Origin of the sequence: Streptacidiphilus jiangxiensis (assembly GCF_900109465.1) — a bacterium.
Taxonomy (GTDB): domain Bacteria; phylum Actinomycetota; class Actinomycetes; order Streptomycetales; family Streptomycetaceae; genus Streptacidiphilus; species Streptacidiphilus jiangxiensis.
On the sequence record NZ_FOAZ01000004.1, the window covers coordinates 146,489 to 161,119 of the forward strand.

13 protein-coding genes are annotated in these 14,631 nt (G+C 73.4%); 9 read left to right on the forward strand and 4 right to left on the reverse strand.

Annotation, left to right across the window (positions count from 1 at the left end; translation table 11 throughout):
- The first annotated feature begins 9 nt into the window (after positions 1-9).
- From BMY61_RS09595 to BMY61_RS09625, 7 genes are all read left to right on the forward strand, one after another.
- Positions 10-501 (forward strand): DUF1453 family protein, encoded by a 492-nt coding sequence (locus tag BMY61_RS09595; protein ID WP_042441817.1) that lies wholly within the window; start codon positions 10-12, stop codon positions 499-501.
- 134 nt (positions 502-635) lie between these two features.
- Positions 636-1,814 carry a sensor histidine kinase gene (locus BMY61_RS09600; protein ID WP_042441816.1) on the forward strand — a complete coding sequence of 393 codons (1,179 nt, stop codon included), beginning with the start codon at positions 636-638 and terminating at the stop codon, positions 1,812-1,814.
- A 35-nt stretch (positions 1,815-1,849) separates the two neighbouring features.
- The gene (locus BMY61_RS09605) at positions 1,850-2,587 is read left to right on the forward strand and encodes a response regulator transcription factor (RefSeq protein ID WP_042441815.1); all 738 of its coding nucleotides are present in this window, start codon (positions 1,850-1,852) and stop codon (positions 2,585-2,587) included.
- Positions 2,588-2,638: 51 nt separating this feature from the next.
- Complete coding sequence (locus BMY61_RS09610; protein WP_236655807.1) at positions 2,639-3,148, forward strand: DUF485 domain-containing protein; 510 nt, start codon at positions 2,639-2,641, stop codon at positions 3,146-3,148.
- Between the two features lie 37 nt (positions 3,149-3,185).
- Complete coding sequence (locus BMY61_RS09615; RefSeq protein WP_042441987.1) at positions 3,186-4,775, forward strand: solute symporter family protein; 1,590 nt, start codon at positions 3,186-3,188, stop codon at positions 4,773-4,775.
- A 309-nt stretch (positions 4,776-5,084) separates the two neighbouring features.
- The gene (locus BMY61_RS09620) at positions 5,085-6,848 is read left to right on the forward strand and encodes an ATP-binding protein (RefSeq protein WP_063773143.1); all 1,764 of its coding nucleotides are present in this window, start codon (positions 5,085-5,087) and stop codon (positions 6,846-6,848) included.
- Positions 6,845-7,549, forward strand: coding sequence for a response regulator transcription factor (locus BMY61_RS09625; protein WP_042441813.1), 705 nt, complete (start codon positions 6,845-6,847; stop codon positions 7,547-7,549). The genes BMY61_RS09620 and BMY61_RS09625 overlap by 4 nt, the downstream gene beginning before the upstream one ends.
- A gap of 207 nt (positions 7,550-7,756) precedes the next feature.
- On the opposite strand, the gene BMY61_RS09630 is transcribed toward BMY61_RS09625, so the two are convergent.
- From BMY61_RS09630 to BMY61_RS09645, 4 genes are all read right to left on the reverse strand, one after another.
- Complete coding sequence (locus BMY61_RS09630; RefSeq protein ID WP_042441812.1) at positions 7,757-8,323, reverse strand: GNAT family N-acetyltransferase; 567 nt, start codon at positions 8,321-8,323, stop codon at positions 7,757-7,759.
- Entirely contained in the window at positions 8,320-8,814 is a 495-nt protein-coding gene (locus tag BMY61_RS09635) for a GNAT family N-acetyltransferase (protein WP_042441811.1), read from the reverse strand. Before BMY61_RS09635 ends, BMY61_RS09630 begins: the two co-directional genes overlap by 4 nt.
- 11 nt (positions 8,815-8,825) lie before the next feature.
- Entirely contained in the window at positions 8,826-9,770 is a 945-nt protein-coding gene (locus BMY61_RS09640) for a ferredoxin family protein (RefSeq protein ID WP_042441810.1), read from the reverse strand.
- A gap of 186 nt (positions 9,771-9,956) precedes the next feature.
- Complete coding sequence (locus BMY61_RS09645; RefSeq protein WP_042441809.1) at positions 9,957-11,591, reverse strand: IucA/IucC family protein; 1,635 nt, start codon at positions 11,589-11,591, stop codon at positions 9,957-9,959.
- A gap of 267 nt (positions 11,592-11,858) precedes the next feature.
- Between BMY61_RS09645 and BMY61_RS09650 the strand changes: the two genes are divergently transcribed.
- Together BMY61_RS09650 and BMY61_RS09655 are read left to right on the forward strand one after the other, a co-directional pair.
- Positions 11,859-13,520, forward strand: coding sequence for an IucA/IucC family protein (locus BMY61_RS09650; protein ID WP_042441985.1), 1,662 nt, complete (start codon positions 11,859-11,861; stop codon positions 13,518-13,520).
- 248 nt (positions 13,521-13,768) lie between these two features.
- On the forward strand, positions 13,769-14,542 hold the full coding sequence (locus BMY61_RS09655) for a GNAT family N-acetyltransferase (RefSeq protein WP_042441808.1): 774 nt from the start codon (positions 13,769-13,771) through the stop codon (positions 14,540-14,542).
- The last annotated feature ends 89 nt before the right edge of the window (positions 14,543-14,631 follow it).

A 14,631-nucleotide genomic window follows, 5' to 3' on the forward strand; every position in this document is an offset into this window, starting at 1 on the left:
ACGATCGAGATGCCCGCCGTTGCCAATACAGTGCTCATCATCGCGGTGGTCGGTTACGTACTCTTCCGCCAGTTCCAGCCGCGGCAGTGGAACCCCAATCCGCGGCGGATGCTGGTGGTCCCGGCGGTGCTCGCCTTCATGGCGCTGCGCGACCCGCACCTGCTGGACGCGCACCACGAGGCGCTCTCGGCGGCCTTCCTGATCGGCGGGGTCGTGCTGGAGATCGGCCTCGGCACGGTGTGGGGCTTCACCACCCGGATCTGGGCCGACGCCCAGGGGGCGGTCTGGTCCAAGGGCACCATGGCCAGCTTCTTCGCCTGGATCGGCATGATGATCGTGCGGATCGCGCTCTACGCCGCCGCGGCCGCGCTGGGCGTCGCCCAGGGACAGTCCGGCCTGCTCCTCGCGCTGGCCGCGCTGCTGCTGGTCCGGGGAGCCGTCGTGACGTGGCGGGCAAGGGAGTTCGCCCCGGCGTACCGTAGCCCTGCCGGAGCGCTGTGAATGCCGGGAGCGCTGTGAGCGCTGTGAGTGCCGTGAGTGCGGCGAGCGTCGGCGGGAAGACTGAAGCCGCCGGCACGCGGACCGCGAGCGGCGCCGGGCAGCCGCCGGACGGCACGGGGAACGGCAGGAGTGACGTGGACAGCTGGACGGAATGGCCCTCCCGGGAGGCTCTCTCCCGGGAGGGCCTCGCCGTGGGCCGACGCATGCTGGGCTGGGTCGGGCGGATCGGCGGCCTCGTCGGCGGCCTGTGGGCGACCTTCGCCAACGAGCACCTGAGCGCGCAGCAGGTGGGCACGGTGCTGGCGGTCACAGCCGTGGGTGTCTTCGCGTTCGCGGGCTTCATCCGGTCGGCGCCGCGGATGAACCTGCGGCGCAGCCTGCTCTGGCTGACGTTCGCCTACGTCCAGGCGATCCTCTGCGGGCTCAACCACGCCCCGGTCATGGGCATCATCCTCATGTGCGGCATCGCCCTCGCCTCGATCCAGCGGCTGCCGATCATCGCAGCAGCGCCGTTCACCCTGATCGGGACCACGATCTTCCTGGCGGTCGTGCCGCACGACGTCCGGAACTGGGGCAACGCCGTCACCATCCTGGGCCTCGGCATCCTCGGCTACATCACCCGCCAGGACTGGGAGGCGCGCGCCCAGACCCAGCGCACGCTGTCGCAGGAGCGGGCGCTGCGCACCGCCGAGGCGGAGTCGGCGGCGTTGGCGGAGCGGGCCAGGATCGCCAGGGAGATCCACGACGTGCTCGCGCACAGCCTCTCCGCGCAGCTGGTCCACCTGGAGGCGGCCCGGCTGATGGTCGAGGGCGAGGCCTCGCGCGAGCAGATCCGCGAGCGGATCGTGGCCGCACGCCGCATGGCCCAGGACGGACTGCTGGAGACCAGGGCCGCGCTCTCCGCGCTGCGTGGCGAGTTCAGGCCGATCGGCGAGTTCCTGATCAACCTGACCGCGGACGCGTCCGCCAAGCTCGAGGTGGTCGGCACGCCGCGTCCGCTCACCGCCGAGGCCGGCGTGGCGGTCCGACGGACGGCCCAGGAGGCGCTGACCAACGTCCGTAAGCACGCGCCCGGCGCGGTGTGCTCGGTCCGGTTGTCGTACCTGGACGATAGTGTCGAGCTCGAGGTGGTCGACCAGGGCGGCTCGGGCCCCAAGGGCGGCAGTGGTGGTTCGGGCCGTGGCGAGCTGGCGTCCTCCGGCAGTGGTCTCGGGCTGCTCGGCATGCGCGAGCGGGCGGAGCTGCTCGGCGGGTCGCTGGAGGCCGGGCCGACGCAGGGTGGGTTCCGGGTGCTGTTGCGGATCAAGGGCTGACGGCGCGTCGGCCCACGGTGGTTACGATGGGTCAGATGAGCGAGCAGCCGGTGCGGGTGGTGGTCGCGGACGACCAGCAGGTCGTGCGCGAGGGGATCGTCATGCTGCTCGGGCTGCTGCCCGGCATCGAGGTGGTCGCGGCGGCGGCAGACGGCGAGGAGGCGGTGGCCCTCGTGGCCGAGCACGCGCCGGAGGTGGTGCTGATGGATCTGCGGATGCCGCGTTGCGACGGTGTCGAGGCCACCCGCCGGATCCGTGCCGAGCACCCGGGAACGGCGGTCATCGTGCTCACCACCTACGCGGACGACGACTCGCTCTTCCCCGCACTCCAGGCCGGGGCACGCGGTTACCTGACGAAGGACGCGGGCAGCGAGGAGATCGCCCGCGCGATCCGCGACGTGCGGTCGGGTGCGGCGGGCCTCTCGCCGCAGGTGCAGGCCCGGCTCCTGGAGCGGCTGTCGGCGGCGCAGCCGCCACCGGCGCCGGAGTCCGCGCCCGCGTCCGAGCAGGCGCCCGAACCGGGGCTCGCCCCGGCGCCCGCTCCGGCGAGTGCGCCCGGGCCGTTGCCGGACGGGCTGACGGCACGTGAGGCGGAGGTGCTGGGGCTGATCGCGGCAGGGCTCTCCAATCAGGAGATCGCCGCCCGGCTCTTCGTCAGCGTCGCGACGGTGAAGACGCACATCAACAATCTCTTCGCCAAGACGGGCGTCCGGGATCGGGCACAGGCCGTGGGGTACGCGTACAAACACGGGCTTCATCACCTGATGGGGTGAACGTCCGTACACCCGGCCACGGCGGTCGGCCGGGCTCCTCATCCTTGTGGCGTGAGTCCTCAAGAACTGCAAGACCTCGCAGCTGCCGAGGCGCCGACAACGGCGGCCGACGATTCGACCGAGCATCCGACGGAACTTCAGGAAGGCTCCTTCGACTGGTGGTCCGCGCCCGCCGCCGTGCGGGAGAAGCAGGAACAGCGCCGGGAACAGGAGCCGACCACGGCTGACGCGTCCGCCGACGCGCCCGCCGCGGCGGACATCTACCGTGCCGTGCACGAGAGCCCCGAGTTCCGGGAGATCCGCGCCCGGTACCGGAGCTTCGTCTTCCCCGCCACCGCGGCATTCCTGCTCTGGTACCTGCTCTACGTGGTGCTGGCCGTGTCCGCACCCCAGTTGATGGCCCGTCCGATCGCCGGACCGTTCAACACCGCCTGGCTGCTGGGCCTGCTCCAGTTCGCCAGCACCTTCCTGCTGACCTGGCTGTACGCCCGGCACGCCCGCGCCCACCGGGACCGCGCCGCGCTCGGACTGCGCTGGGAGACCCAGGACCGACTCCGGTGACGCCGTGGCTGCCGCTGCCGCTGCGGCCTCCGCTGACCTGCGCGGGCCCCACGAGGGGGGATTGACCATGGCCGCTGGCCTCTTCGTGCTCGTCGTCCTGGTGACGTTGGGCATCACCTTCTGGGCCGGCCGTCGCAGCCGCGCCGCGGAGGACTTCTATGCCGCGGGGCGGGATTTCAGCCCGATGCAGAACGGTTTCGCCATCAGCGGCGACTACATGTCGGCCGCCTCCTTCCTCGGCGTCACCGGACTCATCGCCCTGTACGGGTACGACGGGCTGCTCTACACGATCGGCTTCCTGGTGGCCTGGCTGCTGGTGCTGATGCTGGTGGCGGAGCTGGTGCGCAACTGCGGCCGCTACACCCTGGCCGACGTGCTGGCGCTGCGCATGCGCGAGCGGCCGGTACGCGTCGCGGCCGGCGTCTCCGGAATCGTGATCTCGCTGCTCTACCTGCTCGGGCAGATGGTGGGCGCGGGCACGTTGGTCTCGCTCCTGCTGCACCTGCACTCCTCCGCCGCCCGTGCCGGAGCCGTCGTCGGGGTCGGCGTGCTGATGGTCGTCTACGTGACGGTCGGCGGGATGAAGGCCACCACCTGGATCCAGATCGTCAAGTGTGTTCTCCTGCTGGGCGGAACGGTTCTGCTGACGGTGCTCGTCCTGCTCCGGTTCCACGGGGACGTCGGTTCGCTGATGCACTCGGCGGCCCAGGGCAGCGGCCAGGGGGCGGCGTACGAGCTGCCGGGGCTGCGCTTCGGGCACAAGCTGACCGACCAGCTGGACTTCGTCAGTCTCGGCCTGGCGCTGGTGCTGGGCACGGCGGGCCTGCCGCACATCCTCTCCCGCTTCTACACCGTGCCGACGGCGCGCGCGGCACGACGCTCGGCGGTCTGGGCGATCGGTCTGGTCGGCGTGTTCTACCTGATGACGATCGTGCTCGGGCTGGGTGCGGCCGCACTGATCGGCGCACCGGCGATCAAGGCCGCCAACGGCGCCGGCAACACGGCGGTGGCGCAGCTGGCCGACGCGCTGGGAGGAACGGTTCTCTTCGGCGTGATCTCGGCCGTCGCCTTCGCCACCATCCTCGCGGTGGTCGCGGGCCTGACCATGGCCTCCTCGGCCTCGTTCGCCCATGACCTGTGGGCGCAGGCGTTCCGGCACCCGGAGGAGGAGCCGCCGACGGAGCGGCAGGAGGTGGTCGTCGCGCGGATCGCAGCCGTGGTGATCGGCGCCGTCGCGATCGTGCTGAGCCTGTACGCGCAGAAGCTCAACGTGGCGACGCTGGTCGCGCTCGCATTCGCGGTCGCCGCCTCGGCGAACCTGCCGGCGCTGCTGTTCACGCTCTTCTGGCGGCGGTTCACCACGCGCGGGGCGGCCTGGGCGATCTGGGGCGGGCTGGTTCCGGCGCTGGTGCTGGTGGTCTTCTCGCCGGTCGTCTCCGGCAACGCGGCCGCGGTCTTCCCCGGCGCGCACTTCGACTGGTTCCCGCTGCAGAATCCGGGCCTGGTCTCGGTGCCGTGCGGGTTCCTGGCCGGCTGGCTGGGGACGGTGACCTCGCGCGAGCGCGCCGAGCCCGACGCCTACGCGGAGCTGGAGGTCCGGGCCCTCACCGGCGCCGGCGCGGTCTGAGGCGGGCCCGCACCGGACACGGTCCGAGCGGGCAAGGGTGCCAGACACCCGGCAAGGGTGCCGGAGACGCACCGGACACGCATGGGCCCCCGGGCGCGACGGGGGAGGCGCGCCCGGAGGCTTACTTCCAGCGTATCCCTCGTCCGCTCCGGGAGTGAGTCTCTTCGGCATTTCCCGCGTTACCGAGGGTTCTGCTCGTTCTGCGCACGGTGACAGGGGTAGGCAAAGCGCCGCCCACCAGGCACAATCGCCGGGACGCGGGCGTGGCAACGGGGCTTTCGCCCCAGTTCACCCGGGTTGGAGGCCGAGATGTTCTCTCGTCGCAAACTCTCCGGCCGCATCCTGGTCAGCCAGCTCGCGATCCTCGGCGTCACCAGCGTCATCGGATTCGTGCTGCTGGCCTTCGCCCAGCGTGCGCAGATCGACCACGTGAAGGAGCAGCAGGCGCTCTCCATCGCCCAGGTCGCCGCGTCCGACCCGCAGATCGTCGCTGCCATGAGCGGGGGCGACCCGAAGCCGGGCCCGCACGGGCCGGTCCAGACGGCCGCGAACCGGATCATGGACGCCACGCGCGCCCGCTACGTCGTCGTGATCGACCGGAACAAGGTGCGGCACTCCCATCCCCTACCGGGGCTGATCGGCCAGACCGTCACCGAGCCCGTCGTCGCCCTCGACGGGCAGGACCACTTCTTCATCGACAACGGTTCGACCGGCCGCTCGGCCAACGCCCGCACGCCGTTGAAGGACTCCTCCGGCCGGATCATCGGCGAGGTGTCCGTCGGCATCGACGAGCGCAACGTCTTCGCCACCCTGCTCAGTGAGCTCCCGCCCTTCGCGCTCTACATCGGTGCGGCGCTGGCGGTCGGCGTGCTCGCCTCCTACGCGCTCGCCTGGCGGCTCAAGCGGACCACCTTCGGCCTGGAGCTGGAGGAGATCGCCGGCCTGCTGCAGGACCGGGAGGCGATGCTGCACGGTATCCGCGAGGGCGTGCTCGCCTTCGACCAGAGCGACAGGGTCAGCGTGGTCAACGACGAGGCGCGCCGCCTGCTCGGGCTGGGCACGGCGCTGGGCTCCCGGCTGGAGGACCTGATGCCGGAGGGTCGGCTGCGGCGGGCGCTCGCCGGCGAGCTGGGCCCGGACGAGATCCACGTCCTCACCGACAGCCACTGCCTCGCCATCAACCGGATGCCGGTGGTGCTGCACGGGCGTGCCCTCGGCGCCGTGGTCACCGTGCGGGACCGCACCGAGATCGTCGGCATGTTGCGCGAGCTGGACTCGGTTCGCGGCCTCACCGACGCGCTGCGGGCGCAGCAGCACGAGTTCGCCAACCGCATGCACACCCTCGCCGGGCTGCTGGAGCTCGGGGAGCAGGAGCAGGCGCTGGACTACGCGGTCGAGCTGGCCTCCACGGACCGGACCCAGGCCGCGAAGGTCCGGGAGCGGATCGCCAACTCGCTGATGGTCGGTCTGATCGTCGCCAAGTGCACCGTCGCCGCCGAGCGCGGTGTCCGGCTGACTCTCGACCCGGCCTCCAAGCTGAGCGCCGACCCAGGTCACCTGCGTCGACTGCTCACGGTCGTGGGCAACCTGCTCGACAACGCCGTGGACGCCACCACCGGGAGCAGCCCCGCCAACGTCGAGCTGCTGATCCTGGAGACCCCGCACGCGATCACCGTCCGGGTCTCGGACAGCGGTCCGGGTGTCCCGGACGAGGCCCGCGCGCACATCTTCGAGGACGGGTGGTCGACCCGGCCCGATCGCGGCACCGCCCGGCGCGGGCTCGGCCTGGCCATGGTGCACCGGCTGGTCACCCGGCACGGGGGAGAGATCACGGTGAGCCAGGGACCCGGGGCGGTCTTCACCGTCCGTCTGCCGCTGCCGGACACGGAACCGGCCCCGCTGGGAGCGGTGTTCATCTCCGCTCCACCGGTTCTCGATCTGGAGGCCGGCGCGGCGGTGAGCGCCGGGAACGGGGGAAGGCCCAGGACGACAGCGACGACAATGACAACGACGGCAACGACGGCAACGACAACGCCGACCGCAGGAACCAACTCGGGAAGGACGCGCTGGTGATCAGAACCCTGGTCGTGGACGACGACTTCCGGGTGAGCGGCATCCATGCCGCCTACGTGGCCAAGGTGACGGGCTTCGAGGTCGTCGGGCAGGTCCCGACGGTGGCGGCGGCCGAGGACGCCGTCCGCGCGCTCCGCCCGGAGCTGCTGCTGCTCGACGTCTACCTGCCCGACGGCACCGGCCTGGACCTGCTGCGGCGCCTCGCTGCGCAGCCCCCCGACCCTTCGGCGCCGCACGCGGGCCGCCCCGACGCGCTCATGATCACGGCCGCCCGCGACCTTCACTCGGTGCGCGAGGCGATGCAGCTCGGGGCCATCGGCTACCTGGTCAAGCCGTTCGGCTTCGCCGCGTTCGAGCAGCGCCTGGTGGCCTACGCGGAGCTGCGCCAGCGCATGGACGCGCTCGTCGGCGCGGAGGAGACCGACCAGGCCGACGTCGACGCCCTCTTCAGCGCGGGTCGCTCCGCGCCGCTGCCGACGCTGCCGCCGAAGGGCCACTCGGCGCCCACGCTCGCCCTCGTCCGCGACGCGGTGCGCACCGCGCGCCGCGACCTGTCGGCGGCGGAGGTCGCCGAGCTGACCGGCGTCTCCCGGGCGACGGCCCAGCGCTACCTGTCCTACCTGGTCCGGGAGGGGCTGGCCCGCCTGGAGCTCCGCTACGGCACCACCGGCCGCCCGGAACACCGCTACCGCGCGGCCTGAACGCGGCGCGCGCAGCGGGGGAGGCCGGCGCGGACGCCAGAGCGGGGACGGTAAGGACGGCGGCACGGTCCAGTCGCCCGTCGGTGCCCCGCGCATGCGCATGTCCCCGCGTCCCCGGGGCTTCGGCGTCCAGGGGCCCTCGCGCCGCGCGTGCGGGTCTCGGGGCCCCGGCTCTGCGCACGCCCCCGTGGGCGTGCCGCTCGGGCCTCAGGCGTGCGGGGGCCGGGACCGTGCCGCGTCGCGGCGGATGCGGTAGAGGACGCCCGCCTGGAGGGGCCCCTCGGGTGCGGTCGGGTCGACGAAGTCGTCGGCGGGGTCGTAGGTCATGCCGATCCGGCGCATGACGGCCTGGGAGCGAACGTTGCGTTCGATCGTCGTGGCGAGGATCTCGTCGAGGCCCAGCCGGTCGAAGCCGAAGTCGAGGCAGGCCAGTGCGGCCTCGGTGGCGAAGCCGTGGCCCCAGGCCGAGCGGGTGAGCCGCCAGCCGATCTCGACGCCGGTGAACGACATCTCCTCGTCCGTGTCGTCCAGGCCGGCGAAGCCGATGAACCGGCCGCTGTCGCGGACCTCGACCGCCCACCAGCCGTAGCCGCGGGCTGCGAACTCCTCCTGGAACTTCCGTACGGACGCCTCGCTCTGCTCGCGGGTCATGACCTCGCCCAGGTGCTCGCGCACCTCGGGGTCGGCGTTCATCGCGGCCCAGGGGGCGAGGTCCGAGTCGCGCCAGGGGCGCAGCAGCAGGCGGTCGGTGCTCAGTTGGGTCGTCTGGGTCATAGGGACAAGCGAAGGGCAGTACCTGACGGAGCGCAATCGCTTTCTCGCCCGGGGCACGGTTCGCGGAGCATGAAGACGTCGACCGGGTCCTGGGTCTCCAGGGTGAAGCCGACGCGCTCGTAGAGTCGGCGGGCGGGGCTGCCCTGGAGGACGTTGAGGCGGACGCGGGTGGCGTCCCGGTCGCAGCGGGCCAGGAGGTCGCGGAGGACGGCGGTGCCGATCCCGGCGCCGTGGACGGCGGGGGAGAGGTAGAAGTGCTCCAGCCAGTGGGCGTCCGGGTCCGGGCGGAGGGAGACGCACCCGACGAGGGTGCCCGAGGACTCGATCACCCGGGTGTGGCGGGGCTCGTAGGCGTCACGGAACCGCTGTCGGACGCGGTGGGGGTCGTAGCGGCCCAGGCGTTCCAGGTCCGGCCGCATCGCGGCGGCGCGGATCTCGACCAGGGGTTCGAGATCGTCGGAGCCGGCCGGACGGAGGTTCCACTCGATCATGGGCGGACAGGCTACGCGGTGGCCGCCCAGGCGGTCACGGGCAGGGCGCCCAGCGAGAGCACGTCGTAACGGTCCGGGGTGGTCGGAGCCTTGAGGCAGCTCTCGGGGCGGGCGGGGGTGGCGGCGCTGCGGCGGACCTGGGCCTGCCAGGCGCGTCCGTCGCGGTGCTGGACGCGGACGAGCCAGCGGTCGGGGTCGGCGGGCGCGGCCGGGTCGCCGGTCTGGGTGACCGTCAGGGCGTCGGCCTCGTCGACGGCGTGGTTCTGACGGACGGCCAGTTCCGCCGCCTGGCCGGGGCGGTCCCAGTAGGACCGGCCGCGGCAGAACTCCGGGACGATGCGACCGTGGTGGGTGGCCTCCAGGACCTCCTTGGCGGTCGGCGCGGTCAGGCGTCCGTAGGTGTAGCCGTAGGGCAGCACCAGCATGGTGGGCGCGAAGCGGTGGCCGCCGAGGTGGGTGACCTCCCAGACCTCGGCGTGGCCGGCGGCGGCCAGTTCGCTCGCCAGAGGACGGCCGAGCAGCGCGCAGCAGCGGTCGCGGCGGCCGTTGGTGCAGACGAGGGCGAGCGGGTCGCCCTCGTGGGCGGTGCCGAAGCCGCCGTGCTCGCCTGCGCCGACCGCGGCGAAGTCGAGGTCGCGCAGGGTGTGCGGGTCGGCCAGCTGGGTGGTGCGGACCCAGCTGCGGCCCGGGGCGGTGTGGGCGAGGTGGACGGTGCGTTCGCCGGTGGGGGGACGGTCGGCGTGCTTGCCGGGGCGCCGGATCAGGGCGATCTCGACGCCGGTGCCACGGGTGAGCTGCTGCAGGTCGCGGCCGAGTTCGGGGTGGAAGTGGCTCTCGGTGAGGGCTCGCGGCCCCCACGGGCCGGTCTGCTCGATCAGCAGCCAGGAGGCGGCTCGCGGCGCGCTGCCGCCGAGCGGTTCCGCCAGCTCCTCCGAGACTCTCGCACAGATGCTCACAGAGGCAAGGTTAGCCTTACCAACATCACCGTTGTCCACCGGAGTGACGCCACTTGAACACCGGCGGCACCGCCGGATGCGACAGCCGGACGCGATGGCCGGACGCGACGGCCGGGCGCGACCGCCCGGGGCCCCGTGCCCCGGAGCCCCGGCACCCCGGAGCCCGGCCCCGGAGCCCGCCGGTGGTCAGGCAAGCGGGTTCGGCACCTCGGTCCAGTGGTCACCGGACGGTCGGCCGTCCAGGCGCATCAGGGTCAGCGCCTTGACCGGCAGCGGATCGGCCAGCAGTGCCCGCCGGTCCGCGGGGTCGCGGAGCACCGCCGTGGCGGCGAGTCGCGCCTCCGTGGCGATCGCCCGCCACAGGCGGGCCTCCAGAGCCCGGTCTCCACCGCCGAAGCCGGACACCAGGCCGCTGAGGACGCCGCCGACCAGCGAGCCGAGCAGCTTGCGTCGCAGCACCTCCGGGTCGTCGCTGAGGTTGTGGCCGGTCAGGGGGGCGTGCTGCGGGGCAGCCACCAGGCCGGCGCGGGCCAGACGCGCGGGGCTGACCCGGATGTCGGCCAGGTCGCGGTAGACCAGCCGGACCGGGCGGTCGGTGTCGTCCAGCACCAGCAACAGGTTCTGGCCGTGGGCCTCCAGCGCCACGCCCCGGTCCCACAGTGTGAGCAGCGGCGGCCAGGTGAGGCGGGCGAAGGCGGCGCACCAGGCGACTGGGTCCTCGGTCTTGAGCGGGTGCGCGGCGAGGGCTGCGAGCGGGACGACGCGCTCGCCCGGCCGCAGCCCCGTTGCTGGGGACTCGCGGACGATCACCGCGAGGTCGGCGGAGGGCTCGCCGTCCAGGAGCGCGGCGCCGGCGGCCAGGTTCCGGGTGACCCGCAGGGTGCCGCGGAGGGGGGCGACCAGGCTCTCCAGCAGGGCGGAGACGGCGAGGGCGTTGCGGACCGAGGCGCCGGAGATGTCCCGGACGGCGGAGGTCATCCGCAGCGACAGCGAGGTCTTCAGGTGCGGGCCGCCGTCCCGGGGCGCGAGGGTGCGCACGGACATCAGCGGCGCCGCGGGCAGCGTCGGTCCGAGGGGCAGCACGCCCAGCCGGGGCAGGACCTCGCGGGCCTGCCAGGGGTGGACCGGGAGCAGCACACCGCCCTGTTCGTCGCGCAGTCGGGCGGGCCAGTCACCGACGACGAGCGCCCGCCGCGCGGGCAGTGGGGCGAGTTCCAGCGCGACGTCGGCACCGTGCTCGGGGGCGTAGGCGAGCTGGTCGGCCACGGTGAAGCCGGGACGGCTGCGGGAGCAGGGGTGGTACGGGTGGCCGTCGACGATCGACCGTTCGGCCGCCACCAGCGAGTGCCGGGCGTTCCGCGCCTGCGTGGACGCCCCGGCGCGCTGGGGGAGCGGACCGTCCGCCGCGTCCGGCAGTGCGGGAGCGGTGACGGCACCCGCGCGGGAGAGCGCGAGCGAGACGACGCTGTGCTCGAGCTCTGCGAGCAGCGTCGCGGAGCCCGGCAGCGACAGCGCTTCGAGCAGCGCCGCCGGATGGGTGAACGGGGTCTCGCCGAGGTTGACGGTGTAGCCGGGGGCCGGGGCGTCCGCGTCGTGGGGGCGGCGCTCGGGTCCGGTGAGCCGCCCCCGCACCTCTGCGGGCAGCGGCAGCGGTTCGATCTGCAGCGCGCGCCACAGCCGCGCCAGCACGGCGGCGCGGGCGCCGGGGAGTGCGGTGGCGAACGCGGCGTCGAGGCTCGGCCGCACGTCGTGCAGCTCGGCCGCGAAGGCGGCCTCGGCCGGGCGGAGGTCGGACGGGTGAGTGTGGTCCGTGGCGCGCATGAAGGTGAGGTACCCCGGATTGGGAGAGGATGCGTCTGGACAGATCATCTGCTGTCTGCTTCGACACGGACAAACCGGTCCGCGTCGGCGAGGAGGTCGGGGCCGACACGGCGGACTTCGACGGGGTACGGGGTGCGGAGGGCGAGTATGCACGGCGGCGGAGCGACCCGAACCGATATGGCGTCCAGCGGTGCGGCGTCCGGAGGTGCGGCGTCCGGCGGATCCGAGAGCGGTGGCGCCGCGTCCGACGGGCCGGTGACGGCGCCCGTGCCCGCTGTGGCGGTCGTCGACGGCGGGACCGCCTGGCAGGGGTGGGCCCCCGGGGAGGCCGAGGCCGGGACGGCGCTGCTCAACTGCCTGGTACGGGAGTTGGCCGAGCCGCGCCGGGGCGGTGCGTCCGGGTACCGGCTGACCGGGACCGGGCGGACGCTGAGCGTGGGCCAGGGACGGTGGCCGCAGCCGCCGCTCGCCGTGGACGGCGTGCCGGTGCCCGGTTTCGACGCGCTCCTCGCGCTGGTCGAGGACGAGGCGCGGGCCCGTACCGGCATGGACAACGCGACGCTGGCGGCGGAGATCCGTGACAGCCGCGACGTCGTCGCCACCCTGCTCGCCGCCCGGGCGTCGACGACCCCCGCGAGCCACGAAGGCGACCGGTCCGACCCGGGCGACCGGCACGAGCAGCACGACCCGTACGACCTGTACCTCCGGTCCGAGCAGGCGCTGCTGGCCGGGCACCGCTACCACCCGGCGCCGAAGACGCGCGGGGGCGGGGTCCCCGAGAGCTGGCTGCCCTACGCGGCGGAGGCGGGGGCGCGCTTCCCGCTGACGCTGCTCGGTGTCCGTGAGGACCTGCTGGGCGGGGAGGGGTCGACGGGTGCGGTCGACGCGCTGTGGGGTGACGCCGCGCCGCCCGGCTACCGGGTGCTGCCGGCGCACCCGTGGCAGCTGGACCTGCTGCGGACCGGGCCGACGTCGGCGCCGGCGCAAGCGGCCTTCGCCGACGGGCGGTTGCGGGTGCTCGGCCGGACCGAGGAGCTCGTGCACGCGACCTCCTCGCTGCGGACGGTCTACCTCCCGGACGCCGACCTCGCGCTCAAGTTCAGCCTGGAGGTGCGGATCACCAACGACATCCGCCGCCTGTGGTTGCGCGACCTGCGCTGGCTGCGGCCGGTGGACGAGGTGTTGGCGTCCCTGCCGATCGCGCCGCTGGTCCTCGCCGACCAGGGCTACCGCACGCTCGCCGGGCACGGTGAGGACGGCTGGGAGGCCTATGCGGTCCTGCAGCGCGAGGGCTTCGCGCGGCGGCTGCGGCCGGGGCTGACGCCGCTGCTCGCGGCGGGCGTCAGCGAGGGCTTCGCGGGGAACCCGCTGGACGGCCTGACGGCCGAGCAGGCCTTCGTCTGGTGGCTCCGCTACGTGGAGCTGCTCGCCCCGCCCGCGCTGGACGCGCTGCGCGACCACGGTGTGGTGCTGGAGTGCCACCTGCAGAACGTCCTGGTCGCGGTGGACGGCGAGGGCCGGCCGGAGCAGGTGCTGTTCCGCGACCACGAGGGCGTCAAGCTCACCGTGGAGCGTCACGGGGCGCTGCTCTCGCGCTTCGGGCCAGACGTGCCGAACCCGGGCGTCACCGCGGCCAAGGGCCGGGACCGGCTGCTGTACTGCCTGGTCGTCAACAACCTGTCCGAGATCGCAGGCGCGATCACGGCCCGCCACCCGTCCCTGGCCGACGAGCTGTGGCCGGCCGCGCGCCGCCTCCTGACCGGCCTGGGCGACCACGCCGCTCACGCCGCTCACGCCGCTCACGCCGACTACGCGGACGTCCTCGACGTCCCGCACATCCCGGGCAAGACCAACCTCCTCCTGCGCTGGCTGGACGCGGACGGCGGCGACTCGACCTACACCCCGCTCCCGAACCCACTCGCACGCTGAGCGAGAAAAGGGGATTGTGCGGCTGCTCACCGCCATGGAAAGATGATCATCAGTTCGCGCCGTCTGGTGCGCCCATGTGATGAAGGACTGAGCCATTTGATCTCGGCGACCCGCAGCGGCCGCCGGCAGGACTGAGCGTCACTCGCTCGTCCGGTGCCTTGAGTGCGGCCCCACGACTCTCTGTCATGACTTTTGCGCCCGGCGCTTCGGCGTGCCCGGGCAGCCAGACATCGTGAGGTCAACACATCGTGGACATCTCTGTCCAGAGCTTTGCCGTCGCCCATCTCCGTTGCCGTCCTGAGGTCGTGGAACGCGGCGGATTCGTCATGGGGTTCGACCCCGGCACGACCAACCCGTACGTCAACTACGCGACTCCTGTCCTCGGCGCCGAGCCGAGCGCCGAGGACGTGCGGTCGCTCGTCGAGGAGTTCCGGAGCCGGGGGCTGATGCCCCGGCTGGAGTTCGCGCCCGACAGCGCACCGGGCGTGCAGCCCGCGCTGCTTGCCGCGGGGTTCGCGGTCGAGCAGGAGCACGAGTACCTGGTGTGCACGCCCGCGACGTTCGTGCCGGCGCCACGGGGAGAGGGCACGCCGGTCGTGGCCGCACCGGCGTCGGACGAGGACTACGTGGCCCTGGACTCGGCGCTCGCCGAGGCGTTCGGCGGGGAGTTCCCGGCGTCGGCGGAGGGCGCGGCACGGTTGCGGCGCACCGCGGAGAGCGGGGGAGCGGCGCGTCTGGTGCGGGCGCCCGGGGGCGTGGTCGCGGGCGGGGCCATGTGCACGGCCCCCAAGGTGGGGACGGCGGAGCTCGCCGGGGTGGGGACGCGCCCGGGGTTCCGCGGGCAGGGGATCGCCCGTGCGGTGACGGCCGAGCTTGCGGCGACGCTCTTCGCGCGCGGCGCGGGCAGCGTGTGGCTGGAGTACTCGGGTGAGGGCTCGCGGCGGGTCTACGAGCGGGTCGGCTTCCGTCCGAGTGGCACCCGGCTGTACGTCTCGCTCCCGGCGGACGACGATCGTGGGTAGGCCTATACCCACCTGAGCTGTAGGTTCCGGTCCATCGCGCCCGTGCTGTCCGGCGCAGCAGCATGGGCGCGTGGCCGCGGCGTGCGGCC